This is a genomic window from Bartonella vaga, from assembly GCF_037070895.1.
Classification (GTDB): Bacteria; Pseudomonadota; Alphaproteobacteria; order Rhizobiales; family Rhizobiaceae; genus Bartonella.
On the sequence record NZ_JAYMZK010000006.1, the window covers coordinates 45,630 to 67,348 of the forward strand.

Annotated in this window: 8 protein-coding genes and 1 tRNA gene; 4 read left to right on the plus strand and 5 right to left on the minus strand. The window is 37.3% G+C overall.

The annotated features are described in order from the left end of the window. Nucleotides 1–566 precede the first annotated feature (566 nt). The 5 genes from WCP76_RS04870 to WCP76_RS04890 all read right to left on the minus strand — a co-directional run bounded on the left by WCP76_RS04870 (nucleotide 567) and on the right by WCP76_RS04890 (nucleotide 4,402). Nucleotides 567–640, minus strand: a tRNA-Gln gene (locus tag WCP76_RS04870). A gap of 85 nt (nucleotides 641–725) precedes the next feature. Further along, nucleotides 726–1,484, minus strand: coding sequence for an iron ABC transporter ATP-binding protein (locus WCP76_RS04875; RefSeq protein WP_336294563.1), 759 nt, complete (start codon nucleotides 1,482–1,484; stop codon nucleotides 726–728). Then, nucleotides 1,481–2,431 carry an iron chelate uptake ABC transporter family permease subunit gene (locus WCP76_RS04880; RefSeq protein ID WP_336294564.1) on the minus strand — a complete coding sequence of 317 codons (951 nt, stop codon included), beginning with the start codon at nucleotides 2,429–2,431 and terminating at the stop codon, nucleotides 1,481–1,483. The genes WCP76_RS04875 and WCP76_RS04880 overlap by 4 nt, the downstream gene beginning before the upstream one ends. After that, complete coding sequence (locus WCP76_RS04885; RefSeq protein WP_336294565.1) at nucleotides 2,424–3,380, minus strand: ABC transporter permease; 957 nt, start codon at nucleotides 3,378–3,380, stop codon at nucleotides 2,424–2,426. The genes WCP76_RS04880 and WCP76_RS04885 overlap by 8 nt, the downstream gene beginning before the upstream one ends. 92 nt (nucleotides 3,381–3,472) lie before the next feature. Beyond that, nucleotides 3,473–4,402, minus strand: coding sequence for a siderophore ABC transporter substrate-binding protein (locus WCP76_RS04890; RefSeq protein ID WP_336294595.1), 930 nt, complete (start codon nucleotides 4,400–4,402; stop codon nucleotides 3,473–3,475). 264 nt (nucleotides 4,403–4,666) lie between these two features. On the opposite strand from WCP76_RS04890, the gene WCP76_RS04895 reads away from it, so the two are divergent. The 4 genes from WCP76_RS04895 to WCP76_RS04910 all read left to right on the plus strand — a co-directional run bounded on the left by WCP76_RS04895 (nucleotide 4,667) and on the right by WCP76_RS04910 (nucleotide 21,216). Then, complete coding sequence (locus WCP76_RS04895) at nucleotides 4,667–10,075, plus strand: autotransporter outer membrane beta-barrel domain-containing protein (protein WP_336294566.1); 5,409 nt, start codon at nucleotides 4,667–4,669, stop codon at nucleotides 10,073–10,075. A 707-nt stretch (nucleotides 10,076–10,782) separates the two neighbouring features. Continuing rightward, nucleotides 10,783–13,881, plus strand: coding sequence for an autotransporter family protein (locus WCP76_RS04900; protein WP_336294567.1), 3,099 nt, complete (start codon nucleotides 10,783–10,785; stop codon nucleotides 13,879–13,881). Between the two features lie 2,585 nt (nucleotides 13,882–16,466). Then, complete coding sequence (locus WCP76_RS04905) at nucleotides 16,467–17,357, plus strand: hypothetical protein (RefSeq protein WP_336294568.1); 891 nt, start codon at nucleotides 16,467–16,469, stop codon at nucleotides 17,355–17,357. A gap of 313 nt (nucleotides 17,358–17,670) precedes the next feature. Next, nucleotides 17,671–21,216, plus strand: coding sequence for an autotransporter outer membrane beta-barrel domain-containing protein (locus WCP76_RS04910; protein ID WP_336294569.1), 3,546 nt, complete (start codon nucleotides 17,671–17,673; stop codon nucleotides 21,214–21,216). The last annotated feature ends 503 nt before the right edge of the window (nucleotides 21,217–21,719 follow it).

Genomic DNA, 21,719 nt, shown 5'->3' on the forward strand with positions numbered 1-21,719 from the left:
CTTGTTTTCCGTTATTCTGTATCACGAATTTATGCAGTTAATGGTAATTTTTAAAACATTATGTGTTTTTAGTTTCCTTTATGGAAAAAGTCTTTTGCTTTTTGTAAATTTGATACATATGATGGCAAGAGCACTGGCGTTCTTCGGTGCTATACCTCGACGATGTGTTTCAATAACACCTATAATGTGCAGTTTTACTAACTAATTCTATGATATGTAACATCGTGTTGAGAATTTTATACTTTCTTTGAGAAAAACGTAAAGTATTATTTTCAGATATATTAAAGAGATTTTGAGAGAAGACCTTTATTGATTACATGTATTGTGTTTAAAACAGTGGAAAAAGCAGGTGCAGTCAATTCGTGGGTTATGGTTATTATCAATAAAAACGCTTTTTTGGCTTTGTTGAAGAACAAGAAATATGATATTTTTAAATGCTAGAGAGGATGAGACATAAAAGATTTTCCGTGTATTATCAGAAAATTGTAAACTAGGAAAAAATGAAATAAATTTAAAAAGATAAAAATTCTTAAATCCTTATCCTTATTGCCGATATTATTAAGGAGTGGCTGGGGAACCTGGATTCGAACCAGGATTAACGGAGTCAGAGTCCGCTGTTCTACCATTAAACTATTCCCCAACACGAGAGCGTCACCTTTTTAGCAGAGTTTATGGTGTAGGCAAGTGCAAAAAGAATCTTTTTGTGTATCGCTATAAAGAGGAGCTCATTGATAGTAAAAAGCAATTGGTATGCCATTGATTGTTTTAATCTGAGTATCTACATCATAAATATCTTTAAGAATTTCTGATTGCATAATTTCTTTTGGTGTTCCGCAATAAGCTGCTTTACCATTTTTGAGTGCAACAATAGTATCCGAATAAGATGATGCAAAATTAATATCATGCATAACAATAAGAATGGTTTTTTTGAGTTCATCGGCTGTACGGCGTAATTGCTTCATCATGGATACGGCATGTTTCATATCAAGATTATTTAGTGGTTCGTCTAACAGAACATAGTCGGTATTCTGGCAGAGCACCATTGCGATAAAAGCTCGTTGGCGTTGTCCACCAGAAAGTTCATCTAAAAATTGATCTTTTAAGTCTTGTAAGTTGAGATATTGGAGTGCGCTATTAATGAATTGTTTATCTTCGTTGGTATAGCGGCCTTTTGAATAAGGGTAGCGCCCGAAACTTACTAAATCATATACAGTTAGGCGAATGGATAAAGGATTATCTTGACGTAAGAGGGAGAGTTTTTGCGCTAAAATATCGTGTGGCATTTCGTAAATATCACAATCATCGATATTAATTGTGCCTTTATGAATTGGCAAAAGACGTCTTATCATCATTAAAAGAGTTGATTTTCCGGAACCGTTAGGACCAATGAGAGAAATAATTCCCCCCTTTGGAAGTTGAAGGTGTAAATTATCAATAATCAACCTAGTTCCGTAAGCCTTGGAGAGATGATTGATTTTAATCATTTTAACTTTCCCTTCATCAGTAAAATTAAAAAAGTTATTCCACCACAAAATTCAATGATGAAACTCAAACGTCCTGCCATATTGAAAACTTGTTCTAAAATAAATTGTCCACCAACCAAGCAAATAGTAGCTAACAATATTGCAATTGGAATAACAACGCTGTGTTTTGTTTGAGGTGAAAGTTCATAAGAAAGTGTTGCAACTAATAGTCCAAAAAAGGTGATGGGTCCGACAAGTGCGGTGGAAATAGATACAAGAATAGAAACAAAAATAAGAACAGTTGTAGCGCTTTGGTTGTAATCAAGTCCAAGATTGAGTGCGTTTTCGCGTCCGAGAGCAAGAACATCAAGCTTGTGATGTGAACGCCAACTAATCAGACTTAAAATGAGGATAATGACTGTGGAAAAGCCGATTAATGATGTGTTGAATTTATTAAAATTTGCAAACATGACGTCTGTTAAACTTATCATTTGATCTGGATTTAATTGCAATTGCATGAACATGCGTAAACTGAAAAAAAATCCGCCTAAAATAACACCAATCATTAGGGTCAAGTGAAGCCCTTTTAGGCTTCCTGAAAAGAGCCAGTGGAAAAGACTTATTGAAAAAATAGCGAGAATGAAAGCTTCAAGAATTAATTGTCCTTCTTCATTTAAAAAGGGCAAAGAAAGAGAGCCGAGAAAATAAATCGTAATGGTTTTAATTAAAATATACAGCTGATCAAATCCCATAATATAAGGGGTAAGAAGGCGATTATTAACAACTGTCTGAAATAAAACGGTAGCAACGCTCATTGTGTATGCAATGAGAAGCAGAGAAACGAGTTTCGTTAGACGAAACGTCCACGTATAACTATTAATATTCCATGTCATGTAAAGACAGATGGTCGTGCACGCTATTGTGATAAGTATTGCGAATATAAGCGTTGTTGATTTCTTTTTATCCAAGACGCTTTCTCCAAAGTAAAAGAAGCATAATAAAAATAAAACTACCAATAACTCCCATCATAGTGCTTATAGGAATCTCAAGAGGAGGGTGAATTATTCTCCCTAAAATGTCACAGATTAAAACCAGTCCTGCACCGCTTATTGCTACCCAAGGAGCGCTACGGCGCATATTGTCACCCATGAAATTTGAAACAAGGTTTGGGATAATCAGTCCGACGAAAGGAATACGACCCACTGTACAAACTACGACGGCGGTAATTGATGCTACAATAAAAAGACCAAAGAACATGACAGCGCGGTAATTCAGCCCAAGATTATTACTTAGATCTTCTCCCAGACCGGATGCTGTAAAGCGATCAGCAGCGTAATAGGCAAGAATACACAGAGGCAGAGATAGCCATAATAATTCGTATTTTCCATCAATAACCATTGCAAAACTTCCAAACAGATAGGCTTGAAGAGATGGAAGCAGCATCTCATGATCGGCGATAGCGTTTGTTAAAGAGCCAATCACATATCCCAGCATAATTCCTATGAGTGGTACGATAAGGATAGACTTTAGAGGAATTTGGCGCAATAAAAACATAAAAAGTAATGTGCCAATCATGGCAAAAATTGCTGCGATAACCATTTTTCCTAAGACAGGTATATCAGGGAGGACAATCATGACGAAAAGAATTCCCAGAGACGCGGATTCAATTGTGCCGGCAGTTGATGATTCAACAAAGCGATTGCGTGCGAGTAATTGCATAATCATGCCTGAGAGTGCAATCGATGCCCCTACCAAAAGTGCTGCAATTGTACGAGGAATGCGTGTTTGCCAGAAAACAAGCCACATACGTAGATCACCTGCTAATAGACCAGAAAATGTCACATCAGAATAACCAACAAAAATGCTGAGAAGAGATAGTGAGATAAGAATTGTTGCGGCTATCCAGTAATTTTTCACGTTAATTTATTTTCTAACAAAAAGCAGAGATTGCTTATAAACAACCTCTGCTCTTAAATTGTATTTTTACAGCAAGCAAGTTATTTGTTTACTTATTTTTTGCTTTGTGTGAAGGCCTTATTGAGTTGTTTAACTGTCTGGTAAAGTCCAGTTAGTCCACCACTAGCGCGATACCAGCTCCAAGAATCCAAATACACGATTTGGTTTCTTTTTCCGGCTGTTGTATTGTGAACGAGCTCATTATCGAGAATTTGTGCTGCAGACTGCCCTTCTCTTTCGATTGCTGCATCGCGATCAATAACCAATAACCAGTCAGGATTGGTTTCGAGAATAAATTCTGGAGAAATGATTTGTCCATGTCTCTGTACAGTTAGTTTATCGGTTGCAGGGGTAATCCCGAATTTAGAATGGAGGATATCAAAACGTGACTGAGGGCCAAAAGCACTTATCTTTCCACCAGAAGTCATTAAAATGAGCCCTGTACCTTTCCCTTGCGTATTCTTACGAACTTCTGCCAAACTTGCCTTGAGTCGAGCAATCTCTTTTTCAGCTTCCTTTTCTTTGTTAAAAACTTTTCCAAGGATGACTATATTACGTTCAATATCTTCAAGAGGGCTTTTGTTTCCCACTGTAAGATCAATAGTTGGAGCAATTTTGGACAAATCGTTGTATTTAGGTTGAGTCCGGGCGGAAATGATAATGAGATCTGGTTGAAGGGTTGCAATTTTTTCATAATCTGGCTCAAAAATGGTGCCAATTATTTCATATTTTTTATCGTCAAATTGTTGTAAATACGTGGGTTTTTTTCCTTCTGGAACACCGGCAACTGCTTTAATACCAAGGTGGTTCATATTATCAAGTGATGCGAGATCAAATACGACTACCTTTTGAGGAGTGGTGGGAATAGATGTAGTGCCTGAGGCGTGGTTAATGGTTATATTCGCATTCGCCTGGGAGAATGTCGCAAAAATTACTGAAACAGCTAAGAAAAAAGCTGTCCATTTTATATATCTTATTTTCATCATTTCATCCTTTTAATTTAAAAATATTAGCCAAAGATTTCTCCTAATTTAAAAATATTAGCCAAGGATTTTTCCTAAGTCAAAAAATATTGGCTAAGAGTTTCTCTATATAAAACCCAACTTAGACATATTTATACACAATATGATAATTTAGTAAATAACATTATGTTGTAAAACTGTCCGATATATGTTACAAATGAATCGTATATCCGCCGTATATCTTAATTTTGTATTTTATGGGCTTTTATTTAGAAAGTTTGACATATGATTAACGTATTTAAAAATCGTACGCATTTATATGCTATTACAACAAGCATTCTCTTCTTTTTGCAAGGTATGGATGTTTATACGGGGAATGGCTCTATAGCGAAAGGTGCTGTTGAGGTTCAGGATGGGGGAGGAGTAATCGTTGGAGATAAGTGCAATACTAAGCCTAATGCTGAGAAGCGGGGGGATAGTGTTGTAGAGTGGGGGCCTATTATCTGTGACGATGGTAAAGAGCACTCAGTGCAGCAAGGGAGCATTACTGTAGAAAAGTACGGAGATAGCGCTGTGCAGGCAGTGGGTACGAATGGCTATGGAGTTATAGAAAGTTTTGAATTGGTGGAAGTTGGCTCAGAAAACGGCAAATTTGCAGAAGGCCCTATTGATGTTACAGAGACAGTTGTTAAACTTGAGAGCGTGTCTCTTACTGGTGTGGCTTCTGATGAGAAAGAGGTAGCGGACGTTTCGCTTATAACAGGTTTCGGGAGTGCTGTATTTTCAGCAGCAGGTGCGAAAGTTGAATTAGATAAGACTAATATTCAGACTTTTGGTAGCGGGATTAATGCTCAATTGGGGGGAAGGAGTGTTATGAAGGGCGGGAAAATTTCTGATTCTCAGGTAGGTGTTGCGGCTCTTTTTGGCTCGTCTGTTAGTTTGGATGAAGTCGACATTGAGGTGTCTAAGGTTAGTCTTTTAAATGTTGAATCTGTGATAAATGTAAAATCTGGGTCGATTAAAGTTGCAGCAGGGGGAGTCGGGGTTATAACAGAGATGGGTGGGGTATCTAAATTAGAGAGTGTTAGGATTAGTGTGAACGACCCCAGGGAGGGAAATCCTCCTCTTGATGATAGGGAGGCAGAAGCGCCTGGCAAGGAAAAGTTGGTAAGTTACGGTTTCTTATCATATGAAGGTCTTGTTTTTTTCGATGAAGGGATTTTAAGTGGTAATAATGTCGCTGTCCTAGGTATCTATGGTGATCCCAGCAATAGTTTTGCTAGCATGGGTAGGGGTAAAGGTTTTAATGTCTCCTCGATTAAATTGAAAGATACGGCGGGAAAAGAGGTTGTGCTTGAAAGCAGTAAAGACGCTGATAGTGATGTTTTTGCTGATGTTGTTGGAACCATGGGGCGTGTTACAGATGCTATGAAGCTAGGATCTTGGAAAATTAGCGCTGGTATGAAAGAAACAGATATTGTCGTGAAGGGTGAACGCTCTTCTGGAATGTTTTTTGTAAGTGATGATCCATCACCTGGTCAGGAAAGGCTGCTCGACAGAAGTAAGGGCGCGCACGTGGTTTTTTTGGACAGTACTGAGCTTTCAGTTCCAGAGGGGGTGGCTATTCATGCTGAAGGCTTGAGAGGGTACGTTGTTTTAAGGGAAAAATCAAGAGTTTTTGGTGATTTATTGTTGAGGGTTGGACCTGCTTCTGAAGCATCTGTTTTTGCTCTTAATTCTGCGCTCGTAGGTGGGGCTCGTGTTGATGAAGCCGGTTATTCTGGGGTGTTCTTGGCTGAAAAATCATCTTGGAGTTTAATGAAGAGTGAGCATACAGGTTCAAAATTTAATTATACGGATTGTGATGATTCATGTGTTTCGTCTGTAAGTCTTTCAGATAGTTCTATTAGGTTTTATCCTCCAAAGAATAAGGATAAGGGTTACCAAAAGCTGGTTGTTGGAAAAGGAATGGGTACGGTTTATAGTGCCAAGGGAGATTCTGAACTTTACGTTAATGTGGGTGTTTTTCCTATTACGTTAGATGGTTCTCAAGTAGCTGATAGACTTTTGATTAATGGTGATGTTTCCGGAAAAACTAAAGTGTATGTGAATCACGCTGTTAGACGAGTTCCGGGCAACAATCGCGTTCCGGACGATAATGATGCAGTGCAAGATCGGAATGCACTCTATAGCATTTCACTTGTCCAGGTTCGTGGAAATGCACAAAAAGATTCATTTGAGTTGAAGGGTGGATATGTCACGCTGAACGGTTCGCCTTATCAATATGTTCTCTATGCTTATGGGCCAGATGACGATTTGAACAGTCGGTATTTAGTTGATCAAGATGATCAATCTGAAGATGAACCGGTGGTGTGGGATTTCCGCTTAGAAGGTAAAATAGAGGGTAGCGATGCACAAGAGCTTAATTATAGTTCAAGTCGTGTAACAGACGACGGGTCTTTGTATCTTATTTTTCCTTTGGATGATGAAGATGTAGATGAAGAGGATCTGGGATATACAATAGCGCTTCGTCCAGAAGATGAGCATGATAATTACGATCATATATACGATCATGTAAATGGTCGTGAGTATGATCTTGATGGTGAATATGAAGAAGAAGATGAGTATGAAGAAGAAGATGAGTATGAAGAAGATGATGAGTATGAGGCTATTTTTCAGACTTTTGGGTCTGGAGGGCGTGTTCTACTGAATAGACCTGTGAATAAACCTGGAAAAGTTGAAGTGGAATCTGATTTATCTCCTTCTTTGCCGCCTGTACCTGTAGGGCGTATTTTATCTGCAGCTTCCATGAGGCCTAGCGTATCTGAAAGGCAAGAGGTAGATGCTGTTTCTTTTAACTGTAACGGTATAGAGGATAGTGATAAGTTGGCATTACCCACTCATTATTTATGTGGTGATGGAGCGGAGCATACAATAAAGAATAATACCCTGAGGGCAGGTGATGGCGTTCAGCATTCTGTGATCGCAAATAACAAAGGTACGGTTGTTAATCTAGAGAACACTACCGTCGTTGGTACGGTTTCTCCTGGTGATGGGAGTGGTGCTGATCTTGATAAGTTAGAGCTTGTTAGTGCTGTGCTTGCAGAGAAGGATGCAAGTGTTATTTTGAACAATAAGTCAGTAGTTAATTCTTCTATGATTGGGCTTGAGGCTCAAAGAGGTGGAAAAGTGGAAATGAAAGATGGAAGGATTGATGCTCGCTATGTGGGAGTTTTTACAGGTCCCAGTTCATCTATTCGTTTGGATAATACAAATGTTATCATGAGCGAGCCTATGGCTATAGCTGGTCTTGCTAGCAATGGTGGTACGATAGAAATGAATTCTGGGTCGATTATTGCTATGAGTGGGGTGGGTGTTAGGGCAGAAACAGGGGGGAGTGTGAGGCTAGATAAAGTTAGCATGGCTGTGAGAAAAGGATATTCAAATTTGGATCCTACTAAAACGCTTGGACGTGCGGCTTTTCTACTAAGTGATGGTGGGTCTGTTATTTTTTCTGATGGAAATGTTGTTACTGATGCCAATGCTGTATGGTTTAGTAGTAATGGTGGTGCCGTTAGGGAGGGAGAAAACGCTGGTGTTCTTTCCTTTCCTAATCGTGTTGAGATCGATTCTTCAACTGTTGAAGTAGAGGGTACTCAATCCTATGGTGTGTATTTTGATGGATCAAAAAGGGAAGGACAGAATCAGTTGAATCAAAATGAGCGTCTGGGGCGAACTAAACCTAATGTCTCTGGTGCTTTAGTGCTGCCTGTCCAAGGTAGAGCTTCTGGTGAACGAAGAAGAGTGAGTAAGCGGAGTGCTGAGCGTCCACCGGAGAGAGCGCTTGTGGATGTTGGTGCTACACGGGTTGTTTCATTGAAAAAAACTCGTTTTGAAGTTCCACGGAGTGTAGCTGTTTATAGTCATAATTCTACTGGTCGTCTCTTGTTAGAAAAGGAGACAGTTCTTTCTGGAGATATTTTACTGCAAGCTAAAAATAGTTCTAATGTGTCGTTTTCAGTTAATAATTCTATAATTTTAGGGAGTGCTTATATTGATAATAGTTCTTCTGCTGAATTTGAATTGTTGAATAAATCAAAATGGTTTATATCAACTAGTGTACATAATAAACAAAAGATTTTAGCATCAGATTGTTTGGGTTCATGTGTTTCATCTGTAAGTCTTACAGATAGTGAGATTGTGTTTTTATCCAGGGATTCTAAGTATCAAACGCTCCGCATTGGAAAAGGAAAGGGTAAGGTTTACAAGGCAGAGCGTAAGCCTGTGATTTATTTTAAGGCACATTTGGATCCTAATACTCCTAGCGATGTTCAAGCAAGTGATAGGCTTTTAATTCTTGGTGATGTTTCCGGAGAAACTGTTGTAGATGTGATAGCAGTTTCAGGAAATGTCCAAGAAGTTGGTCGTAGCAAAAAAAGAGCTCACAGTGTTTCGATTATTCAGGTTTATGGGCAGGCAGCGGAAAATTCTTTCCGACTAAAGGGTGATTACGTTACGCTGGGAAATTCACCTTATAAATATACTCTTCGTGCTTACGGTCCAGAGGCTACTTCGAAAGGGGATCATGTCCGTCAGAAATTCATTAAGAATGAAGAAAAGTTTTGGAATTTCCGTTTAGAAAACCAATATGTTGGTGTGGCTGATTTTGAAAATAATTCTATTGTTACTGACTTTACGCCTGGTGTTGCTCATCATATGCCGGGTATAAGATCTGTTGTTCCGCAAATTCCGACTTATCTTCTCTTACCAAATACTTTGTTTCACACTGGTTTGACGGATATAGGGAATAAAAACGAACAGTTAGAATCTCTTCGCAAGAATTCTGGTAGAATGTTTGGGACGCATGGAAATTCTGCTTTGTTTTTGCGTGGATATGGAAGTAATTACCGTTATGCTTCAGATTTATCTGCGTTTGAGTATGGGTACGGAGGCGATTTTGATTATCATGCTGTAGAAGCAGGTATTTTGCTGAAAACAATTGAAAGTACGTATGGTTTTATGTCTTTTGGGGCTATGGGCTCTTATGGAAAGCTTTCTCTGCGTCCTTTAGATGTTGAACAAAGTAAAAAAAGTGCATTTGATAAATGGTCAGTTACAGCATATAGTAGTATCCAGCGTGACGAGGGCTTATATGTTGATGGTCTTTTGTCTTACGGTTTGCTCAAAGGTGATGTTCTTACCCTTGCCCGTGGTAAGGCTGCAGCGTTAAAAGGTAAACCCCTAAGTGTTTCGTTGACTAGCGGTCAAGCATTTGCAACAGGATATAAAGGTTTTGTTTTAGATCCTCAGGTGCAGGTTGTTTATCAACAGCTCCGGTTTAATAATACACGCGATATTGACCATGTTGACATTGATATGGGAAGGCTTCATCAGTGGTTGGTGCGTGTTGGTGGACGTTTAGTCAAGACTCCTGAGGGGGGCGGGTATGAGCGCGCTGTTTCTTTCTATAGCAAGATTCATTTTGTTCATGATTTTGAGAAAAAACGAGTTGTGCATTTTAAAGATGCTTTCCAATTAGGTGCTTTTGGTTCTGCTTTGGAAGTTGGATTAGGTTTTAATGCCAAGTTGTTTTCGAAGCTTTCGCTTTATGGTGATATGCTTTATCAACACAGGCTTAGTAAAGCTGGTTTTTCTGGAGTCAGTTTTTCTGGGGGAATAGGCTATAAATTTTAGTATAGATAATACATACTTTGATATAAAAGGCAGCACACTGTGCTGCCTTTTATATTTTAATATCTGTGTTCATTAAAAAATTTTTTGCTCTTTCAACATTATCGCAAAAACACAATATTGTTATTTTTTCTTTTTGTTTTGCGAGTGAAAGCACGTTATGAGCTTATTAATTTTCTTTTATGTTAATTAAATAGAGTTTCTGAAAATTCTTTGTAAAGGGATTATAAGACATTGAGTAATCTTATTTTGAAGAATCCTTAATAAAGAGAACAGCAGGAAACTCAGTGTCAGTGTGCAGTTTTTAAAGAATCATGCATTACAATAATCTAATTGATCCCCCATATTCTTACTAAATCTAGTTTTTTTAGAATTAATTTTTCTACTGATTTAGTCAATTTTTTAAAAATTGCAAAGATAGATTGTGTTGTTAATTAATTACACGCGATGGTTTTATTTTTCTTTACACGAAATTCATAATGCACTATACATGCATAAGTTGTGTGTGAGTAATTATTCTCCTATAGGTAGTTTTGTGTGTTGTACGTAGCTCTTCCGAAAAGTTTATTTGGATAATTCATTGCACGCTTCAAATGAGCAGTAGACGCATCCTTTTGGTTATATCTTTTTCGTATTTTTGGATGGCCATTGGTGTGTTTTTGCAGATACTTTCGTTTTCAATGAGAGGGGAATAAAGTTTCGAGGGAACTATGATTAAATTGTTTAGAAATCATGTGTATTTATGTACTTTCACAACGGCTATCCTCTCTTTGCTACAGGCTGGGGCATGGGTTAATGCAAATGCGTGCAAGCCCAAGGGTTGCAATATTACTGTTACTCCTATTACTGTTACCCCTGTGCCTCCTCCTTCTTTTCCACTTAATGTATCTCCTCATTCTCTTTCTGAAAATATTTCTAGAAGATCTGTCGGTAGCGATGGCCATCTTGAAAGGTTGGAGAGTGATGCTTCTAGAAGCAATCTAGGATATCCTTTAAATAGGGAAGAAAGAACACCTCTTGGTGGAAATAGGGACCAAAGAAAACCTCTTAGTGGGATGAGTGGGGAGCGTGAGCCAGTCTCCAGGGAATATTCAATCCACGGCCATGATGGCAAGTTGCAGCTTGTGGTGCATGATGGATTATACTACCTGTGTAGTGGGTGTAAAAATCGTAATATCGACAATCATTCTTATAAGATTACGAATGAGAATGTTGAGACATATCCCTCTAATTTTGCTATAAAGGTGCATGGGCATGGAGCGAAGGTTTCAGGGAAAAATGTAACCATTAGCAGTGAAATTCCAGCTAAGCCTTTTACATATGGTGTAAAAGTATTGGATAATGGAAATATTTCTTTAACAAACTTGATGCTCAAGAATGCAAGTATAGGTCTTTATGCTAATAATGGAATAATTGAGGTAAAGAAGGGAATTATTGAGAACAATAATAAGGCCGTTAAAGCAATCGAAAAGTCATTGGTTATTTTAGGCAATACAAAAATTAAGACGGACAATGGGAATGCCAGTCTGTGGAGTTATGGCGATGCAAAGATCCTTATGAAAGAGGGAGAAGTTAATTTCACGAATAGTCATGGTGTTTATACAGCACAAGGCGGTGAGGTTAACTTGAGTAATGTTACTGTTACTGGTAAGGGTGACAAAGACAAGAAACATGCAGTTTTTTTCATGGATTTAGGTGGTTCTGTTAATTTTAATGGAATTGTTGATGTTACTGATGGACATGCTATATTGCTAGAAAACACAATAAGTACGTTTAACTCAGTTCCATTGGGTGGCAATTTACCGAGGGATTCTAAGGTAACTGAGGTTAATGTTAAATCTTCTTCTATTACAGTGAATGGGGATAAATCTTACGGTATATATTTTCGGGGAGAGGCACCGTTTGGGGGATATCAGGGTAGAGAAAATCTAGGAGAAGAAAAAATTCCATCCAGAATAGAGGCTGTTAATATCAGAAAAACAACATTGGCAGTTCCGGATAGTACGGCTATTTACAGCACCGATGCTACTTTTGGCGTTGTTAATTTGATGCAAAGTACCCTTTCAGGGAAAGCATTGTTAAGAGTTGAAAAGGGCGCTTTGGTAAAAGTTTTGGCGAGTGCTTCCACCCTTGAAGGGGGAGCTTATGTTGATGATGTTTCTACTTCTGAGCTTTACTTAGGTGATGGTGCGACCTGGATCTTGAAGCAAAATCAACACAGAAATCTGAATGCGCCTGGTTCTAGAAATGAATCATTTGTTTCATTAGTAAGCCTTATAAAGGATAGTTCTATCAATTTTAAAAAACAAAAATCTTCTTCGAATTATGAATATCAAACACTCCACATCGGAAAAGGAACTGGTGAAGTTTATAAGGTGAGTGATGGTGCGCATATTTATCTTAACACATATCTGAATACTGGTGGTTCACCTGATAAGCAAGAGACCGATCGCATTTTAATTCATGGTGATGTTTCTGGAATATCGACAGTACATGTGCGTCCTGTTTCAGGAAGTCCAGGGGGGTATACAGGGAAAGGTGGAAATAGCCAAGGTATCTCAATTATTCAGGTTTCTGGAAAAGCGGAGAAAAATTCTTTTAAGCTAGATGGTGGTTATGTTACGTTGGAACATTCACCTTATAGGTATCAGCTTTATGCTTATGGTCCAGAATCTGATTTAGGAGAGGCGGATATTTCTCAAAGAGTAGTTAAAGGTGATAAAAAGTTTTGGGATTTTCGTCTCGAGAATAGGTATATTGATTCTGATATTAAACCTGGTCCAGTTCCTGATCTTATACCGATTCCCCATCCCCATCCTGAACCTGCTCCCAAGCCAGAGGTGAAGGACGTTGTTCCACAAGTTTCAACTTATTTGCTTTTGCCGAATGTCTTGTTTCATACAGGATTAATGAATGTTGGAAATCACAACAAGCGGTTAGAAATTTTGAGAAATACTTCTGAGGGCGTGTTGAGTAATAACGAGAACTCTGCCTTTTTTGTGCGTGGTTATGGCGGTAATCATCATTATAGCTCGAATTTGTCCACATCTGAATATGGTTATGGAGGTGATCTTGATTATAACGCTATCGATGCAGGTGTTTTGCTGCAGACAATCGAGAATCTATATAGTACCGTATCTTTTGGGATTATAGGGTCCTACGAAAAGCTTTCCTTGCAACCCTTAGATGTTGAACAAAGCCGAAAAAGTGCGTTTAATAAATGGTCAGTTACTGCGTATGGCGGTATGCAGCATGACTCAGGCTTTTATGTTGATGGTCTTTTATCCTATGGTCTGTTTAAGGGTGATGTTCTCACACGGGCACGGGGTAAGACAGCGGCATTAAAAGGAAATCCTCTAAGCGTTTCGTTGAATTCTGGTAAAGCGTTTATCATAGGGGATGACGCTTTTGTGTTTGATCCGCAAGTTCAAGTTGTTTATCAGCGTCTTTACTTTGATAAGGCTCATGATATTGACGATTTTGATATTGATATGGGGAAACTTGATCAATGGGTGATGCGTGTTGGTGGACGTTTAACAAAGACACTTACTGCAATAGATGAGGCGCGTCTTGTTTCCTTGTATGGTAAGCTCCATCTTATCCATGGTTTCGCAGGAAAACAATTTGTGCATTTTAAAGATGCTTTTCAGCTAGGAGCTTTGGGTTCTGCATTAGAAACAGGATTAGGTTTTAATGCTCGACTGTCTCCAAAGTTTGAGCTTCACGCTGATTTGGTTTATCAGCATAAGCTGACTAAAGCCGGCTTTTCAGGAACTAGTTTTTCTGGTGGGCTACGTTATCGTTTTTAATGCTGTAGTATTTTTGATCTATATTTTTAAAAGTCGCAAGCTATGCCTGCGACTTTTTTTTCCTCGTAAGCTTTACCTTGCTAACATTTTTAAGTGATAGACACTTGCCATATATTAAATGTGCTTGATGGAGATTTACTGTATTATTACAATTCATTGTTTTTAAAAGATAATTAATTTTACCTTAAGTAAGAGTGCTGGATACACAAATATTCTCTCATTTTGACTTTTCTCACGATGAATAAATAAAAATTATTTTCACGTATCACAAAAGAGGTATGTGAATAAAAAACATTTAAAAAAGGAGGAAACATGCCCTAAAAAATTGTCTTAATATAGAGAAGTCATAAAGCTGATACCTAAAATAATATCAGCCTGTTCTTTCATGAAAGTAAAAAGAGTGGGTTTAATGGATTTTACTTATACTGTTTACAGATGGTGTCGTGAGACGAACTCTAGGGACAACAAGAGGTATTTTATTTAAAATAAGTGGACGAATCAGCTGTGTAGCCATCTACCGTTCTTTTGTGAGGAGCTTGACTCCATTAGAGAAGGAAAAAACAAAAATATCAGGGGATGTGCAATCTCAATTCTTTTAAAAATATGGTTCTAAAGGATTTTGAAAAGCGTAAAAGTCGAATACAAGGATTAATAAAAATAGATGAAGGTTTATGTTTCTCTATTCTTCCAAAATTAGTTTATATTTCCGTTTCAAAAATTTCTTAAATAAAAATATATGCATTACTTTTTCTCAAGCTAGCACACAACAATTGATATAGTCTGCAAGACATTTATTCATCTTAATTTATATAAGTGCGTTGCTGCATTAGTGCTGTGAGTTGAGTTATGGATAATAGCCTAAAAACTAAAGCATGTAGTGTATTGGTGCAAGCTTATTAAAGTTGTTTTTGGATATTAATTTTTATAGTGAACTTTACACTACATTGTTTTTCAATTGTATTTCACAAGTTATATGGATTTGCTTCTTGTGCTTTATTTGACTATGTTTATATTCACATTCTTTATGAAAATATTTCCTCATCTGTTTCTCGCTCTTATTGAAATGAAGGTCGCGTTTATTGATTTTGTAAAAAATATTGAAGATTCAAGTAGCTTTCTTACTTTACTAGCTTTTACTGTTATTATACCTGCTATCATTAAATTTCAGTTTTCTGAGTTGTCGCTCTGCTTTTTCTATATCCGTTAGGTATGTTGTCACTGAGCTTGAGGTACCAGGAGAAGTGTTCCACTGCGCTTGATGCCGATTTTACTCTTGTTGCATTTGTTTTTGTTGTACCGAAAGGTTATTCTTCTATATCCAAGTGAGATAGTTTTTTCGTTACGCCGCAATTCTATTGTTATTGCTAGGCATTCTTTTTTCTAACTGGTGCATTTGTGTTGTTTTAATGAATGTTAGCAGTCAAAACTAAGTTATTGGAAATTACGCAGACTGTTTTTCGTCAATTTTCAATAATTGATGAAGTCTATACTTTTTGCGTAGCTACGGCAGAAAATTATCGTTGTATTTCAAACTTATCTGCACTTGAATATGATTATGGAAACGGGCATATAATTATAATATCATAACATAGAAGGAGGTATTTTGCTGAAAAGTACAAAAAGTGCGTACAGCTCTGCTTCCTTTGGATGTTGAACAAAACTAAGAAAGTATATTCGATAAATGAAACTGACTATATATGAAAATATGCAGCATAAAATGAATTTTTTAGGGATTTTTTTGTGTTTATGATCCATACTTTCTAGTCAAGGGGTTACTATAGAGTGTAAACTTTTTTGATCCGTAAATAGAGTTTTCCTGTCAATGTCTTCAGTTTAATGAGAGACATGATATTGACAGTTTTAATATTACGATTGGAAAAAACAGATCATTTTATGATGTATGTTGTAGGGTATTTCCAAGGCGTTTGCTGTGATTAAAAATACATTTTGTGCTTTTTACTGTGAACTTCATTTTATATGTGATTTTAATTATAGACAAACTGCATATTTTATATGTGGACGATTTTAGTTTTATGTGTGAACGATTTTAGCTCTTCTTAAGAAATTCTATTTGGCGTCTATACTAACTACTTCTAAAGATTATATTTCATAATTATTTGAATTATAAACATAAATTCACTAGAGGGTAGATTTTTTGGAATGCATATTTTAGTGATTTTAGTTATCACTTTTTACTGTATTTTCTATTTGACACATTTTTTGTGAAAAATCCAAGCAAAAATGGCGACTTTATTATGTTATTTTTTTGTTTACAACTTTACATATAATCCAAAACGTATTATATGAAGAATATGAAATAGAGCTATCGGGAAATATATCTCTTCAGTTCTTAGTGAAAGCGAGAGAAGAAAGTTTTATAATAAGCTATGATTAAAGTCTTAAAGCATCGTATATATTTATATGCTCTTACTACGTCTGTTCCTTTCTTTGTATTCAATGTAGATATTAAGTCCAAGGGTGAGCGCTTGTGTCATTTCCTTTTTAAGATGTATTTACGCAATACTTTTATAACGGATGTCAAAACTGGTAAATCTTACGTACTCACTTCAAGCTGTATTGACGATATGAGCATAAAGCAATTTGCCAATATTGCCATTAAGGTAGGAAAAGAAGAAGGTTTAGGTATTGGTGGGGCTTTAAAATTGAGAAAGTCTAAAGCCGTTATATCAGAGGTATTTATGTCACAGAAATCAGCAATCGTTTTGGATGATGTTTCTGTGATTGAAAATGGCAAAAAAATAGGTGGTCATGATAATGTTGGGATTTTGGCGATTTTTGATGTCAAGCCAGGTGGTTTGTGTATTGTTAAGAATGGTAAGGTTAATGTTAGCAGCGTTTATGGTTTAGCAGCTGAAAGTGCATTAGTAGTTTTTAGGCACGATAAGAATTTTATAGATTTTCAAGAATTGCAAGGTCAGTTTGGGTTTGAGGCTTATGATTCTTTCTTTATAGGCGGAGCGCGCGTTGATGGCAGTTCTTATGCTAACGTTGAGTTATTTAATAAGTCGCCGGCTGATTGTATAGCATTAAGAGAGAAGCCTGACCGATATCATCTTTATGCTTGTGATTCGAGTTCTTCTTCTTGGAAAGCGGAAGATGAGAACAGATTGATTAGACAAAAGCTGCTTGGTAATAGTAAACGCTTTGGGGGTAACTGCCGTGAAGTTGAGTATGATCCGCGTTTTTTCAGTCTGGATTGTTCGCAGCTAAAAACTTCTCAGTTTAAAAGTGATTATTTTCGTGGACATACGGCTTGTTCCGTTTGGTTTGGCTTTTACCTTAGTTATATTGCAGCTGGCTTTTATGCTTCTGTTATTCATTTTGCATTGGGAATTAGGGATTTTTTTCTACAAATTTTAAGATATCTGCTTTTGCTAACGGATAGTTCTCTTATTGCCATATATTCAGAAAAGCCAGGCGCAATGTTTCGAAGTAGACAGTTTGTATTTTTTTAATTTTTAGGTAAGCGTTTTGCCCCTTTTGGGGGAACAGAATTTTTTTTGGTACTCTATTATCTTTAGTTTGCGTTTCTTAGAGATGTGGTTGCTTAGCGTAATTTTACAAGAGTAGTTTTTTATAAATAAGCTTTTTTTGTGAATTTTATTGTTGTTTTTAAGTATATATAAATTATGTATTAATTTGTAAAATAAATATATTAGTTATGTTAAGTATTAAATCATCTCTTTAATTTTGTATCTCTTGTATTTTTAGAAACTTTTGAAACAAACTACTAAGTATTCTTCATTAATAAATAGGAGTAAAAGAGTTATGATCAATGTATTTCGTAAACATACATTTTTATGCACTCTTGCAACAGCTATTGCCTCTTGTTGGCAAATTTCCAATGTCAATGCTTCGGGGACTTCGTGTAATTCGGAGGCTAAGTTTTATAAATGTAGCGATGGTCAAAAACACATACTCCAAAAGAAAACCTATAATTTAACAAGTTCTGAGGATCCTTATTTGGATGCTGCTATAGATGTCAGAAAGAAAGGTACTGTTATTGATGCCTCTGAGATAAAGGTTTTAGGTAATGATTCAGATAAAATAACTGCATATGGTGCGTACGTGTTAGAGGGTGGAAAGCTTGTTCTTACTAATTCAAACTTTCAGGATGTACCTGGCCTTCGTGCTCAGGATGCCGTTATTACTATGACAGGAGGATCAATTAAGGGAGGTTCGCACGCTATTTATGCATCGGGGAAAAAAACCGATGTTGCTTTAGTTCGTGTAAATATTGATATTGAACCAGATAACTTGGAGATAAAAGGAATTGGTATCGTTAATGATTTTGGTGCCTTTGTTAGGATGGCAGGTGTTAACGTTACTTTTAATGAAATTGGCTCATTTTCAACGCGGCTTGGAGGAAAGTATAATCTCGATAATATGACCATTACGGGAAAAGGAAAAAAGGTGAAGTTGGGAGCTGAGAATGAAGATGAAGGTGTATTACCAGAAGCTTTTGAGGTCTGGCAAAGTGGTAATGTGCATTTAAGAGATAATACTGTTAAGCTTACCGATATGCATGGCTTTATAATTACAAATTTTTCAGCTTTTGTAAATAGTAGGGGTAAGTTACTTCAAGAGTATGGTTCATCAGATGCTTTAAAGGATACACGTATTAATGTTGAAAGGTCAAATATTTCTATAGGGGGGGAGGGATTGTATGGTTTGTATTTTGATGCATTAAATCCAGACGATTCTTCCAGAATGTTGGGTCTAGATGATAAGGAATTTTCAGGAGCAGGGGGAACTATCCTAGGGAAGGCGTTTATTTCTTTGAAAAATACAACTCTTACAGTTCCGGGTGGTACCGTTATTTATACTACAGGGGATAGTGGCTATGGTGCTAAAGCTATTTTTGAATTATCGGAAGGAACAAAGATCTCTGGTGACTTTTTATTAAAAGCTGAAAATGATTCTTTTATATATGTTAAAGCTAACGCTTCTTCGCTTATAGGAGATGCAAGCGTTGATAATTTATCTACCGCTGGATTAACGCTAACGCGTGCCTCGACTTGGTATTTCACCAAAAGCAAATATACAGATTTATCGGAATTAGATTCAGGAAATGTATCACTCTCATTTATAAATCTTTCCGATAGTACTATTGTTTTCAAGAAATCTACATCTAATGATTATAAAACGCTACGTATTGGAAAAAGAGCAGATATCAATGAAGAAGGTGAGGCGGTACCATACAGGCCTGCGGCGAGTAGAAAAGTATACAAAGCAGAAGGTAATGTTCAGGTTAAGCTTAATGTGTTTGTGGATGATGAAGGTTTGTTCGATTCTGAAAAGACGGATCGCATTTTTATCTATGGTGATGTTCATGGAAACACTCTAGTTCATATGGAAAATTTCTTAAGAGCTTCAGGTAAAAAGGTCACTGAGGGAAAAGATCAAAGTGTTTCACTTATTCAAGTTTCGGGGAATGCGAAGGAAGATTCTTTTAAACTGGGCAATTCGTATATTGCAGTTAATGGTTTTCCATATCAATATCGTCTTCGTGGCTATGGTCCAGGTTCCACTTTAGGAGAAGCGAGTGCTACGAATAGGTTGATTGAAGGTGATGGAAAATTTTGGGATTTCCGCCTTGAAGGTGTCTATATTAAGCCTGAAGAAAATCCTGTTGAGACTATATCAGGTACGCTTTTGCCTTCTTCGCCTGAGACATTTGATCCAATAAATTCTTCGTCTACAGATTTTCCATCCGTTCCATTTATACCTCCTACATCACCTACGACTTATCCGTCTGAGACAACAGATTCTTCGTCTGTGAATCCTATACAAACTCCATCTATACCTTCTACATCGGATCCATCTTCGCCTGTGTCAGGAGTTTCTCCATCTAGGATTTTTAGACCTGATTCATCTACGTCTTCCACATCGGATCCGTCTTCATCTGAGTCAGTAGATCCTCCATCTGGGGATTCTAGACCTGTTTTACCTACGCCTTCCGCATCTGTGCCTTCTTCATCTGAGCGAGGAGATCCTTCATCTGGGGATTCTAGACCTGCTTCAACTACGCCTTCCGCATCTGTGCCTTCTTCATCTGAGCGAGGAGATCCTTCATCTGGGGATTCTAGACCTGCTTCAACTACGCCTTCCACATCTGTGCCTTCTTCATCTGGGCGAGGAAATCCTCCATCTAGGGGTTCTAGACCTGCTTCAACTACGCCCTCCACATCTGTGCCTTCTTCATCTGAGCGAGGAGATCCTCCATCTGAGAGTTCTGGAAGACCTGCTTCACCTACGCCTTCCGCATCTGCGCCGTCTTCATCTGAGCCGGTAGATCCTCCATCCATTCCCCCTGTTGAGCCTCATGTTCCGCTCAAGCAAGGAATTAGAGCTCTTGTTCCGCAATTGCCAACTTACCTCCTTCTTCCAAACTCTTTATTCCATGCTGGCTTGATGGATCTTAGTACTCAGAGTAAGAGATTGGAGACAATGCGAGGTGCTTTCCGTAGTTCTTTGAATAACGATGAAAATTCAGCTTTTTTTCTGAATGCTTATGGTGGAAGCCATCGTTATAATTCCAATTTATCTGCTTTTGAGTATGGGTATGGGGCTGAACTCGATTATAATGCATTGGAAGCTGGTATGCTACTGAAGGAAATTGAGAGTTCATACAGTCGTGCGTTCTTTGGAATTATGGGAACCTACGGAAGCCTCTTTGTGCATCCTCGAAATGTTGAACAAAGTAAAAAGAGTACGTTTGATAAATGGTCTGTTTCTACCTATGGAAATTTGCAATACAACACCGATTTTTATGTAGATGGGGTTTTATCTTATGGTCTGTTTAGAGGAGATGTTTTCACTTTTGCACGGGATAAGGTAGTAACATTAAAAGGTAAGCAGTTCAGTGCTTCTATGACAAGTGGTAAGGCATTTTCTTTAGGGCATAAGAGTGTCGTTTTTGATCCTCAGGTTCAGATTATATATCAGCATCTTAAGTTTAATCGTGCGCGTGATGTTGATGAACTTGATATTGATATGGGAAAATTTAATCAGTTGACAGCCCGTGTTGGTGGACGTTTAACCAGGATTTTTTCTACTTTTGAAGAGGGTAGTGTTATTTCCCTTTATGGTAAGTTGTATCTTTTGCATAGTTTTGAAGATAGAGAGTTTATGTCTTTTAAGAGGGATTTCCAGTTAGGTGCTTTTGGCTCTTTCGTAGAAGCTGGGCTTGGTTTTAATGCTCGACTATTTTCGAAAGTTTCACTTCATGGAGATATAGCCTATCAGCACCGGCTTGCCAAAGCAGGTTTTTCGGGAGCAAGTTTCTCTGCTGGTTTGCGTTACCTTTTTTAAAAAACTGCATGTGTATTTTGCGTAAAAGGCAATGGGATGCATTGCCTTTTATTTATTAAAATTTAGCTTACTTTATCTCAATGCTTCTTTTGTTTGTGATTGAAAATACTTTATGACAGTATTATTTTCTTTTTGGAGCTAAAGTAACTTTTCTGTGATTTCTTACGATGATGGTATGATATAAATTGGCAATCCACCATTGATGGTTTTTATGTCAATATAATATAAGTGAATGAGGATTAGTTTTGGAAAGCGCTTGTTTAGTGGATGCTACAGCTGTTTTTTATTCATCTCTTCGTCAATTCTTGATAAGCGATGAATGTATTTTTATATGATTTTCTTGTTTTAAAGATGCCAGTTATGTAAGGTGTTTTCTTGCATATTACGCCATAGGCGTTGACGTTGGCACTCAAGAGGCATGTGTACACCTTGAATGATTAACGGTCATTATCGCTTTGAAACGCAATAATGTCCTTTAAATGCAAAATATTAGCTCCTTGTTG

What these genes read in the sequence shown, in the direction of transcription:
- WCP76_RS04875 (WP_336294563.1), bottom strand. Translation starts at nt 1,484, where the DNA reads ATGATTAAAATCAATCATCTCTCCAAGGCTTACGGAACTAGGTTGATT.
- WCP76_RS04890 (WP_336294595.1), bottom strand. Translation starts at nt 4,402, where the DNA reads ATGAAAATAAGATATATAAAATGGACAGCTTTTTTCTTAGCTGTTTCA.
- WCP76_RS04905 (WP_336294568.1), top strand. Translation starts at nt 16,467, where the DNA reads ATGAGCATAAAGCAATTTGCCAATATTGCCATTAAGGTAGGAAAAGAA.
- WCP76_RS04910 (WP_336294569.1), top strand. Translation starts at nt 17,671, where the DNA reads ATGATCAATGTATTTCGTAAACATACATTTTTATGCACTCTTGCAACA.
- WCP76_RS04900 (WP_336294567.1), top strand. Translation starts at nt 10,783, where the DNA reads ATGATTAAATTGTTTAGAAATCATGTGTATTTATGTACTTTCACAACG.
- WCP76_RS04895 (WP_336294566.1), top strand. Translation starts at nt 4,667, where the DNA reads ATGATTAACGTATTTAAAAATCGTACGCATTTATATGCTATTACAACA.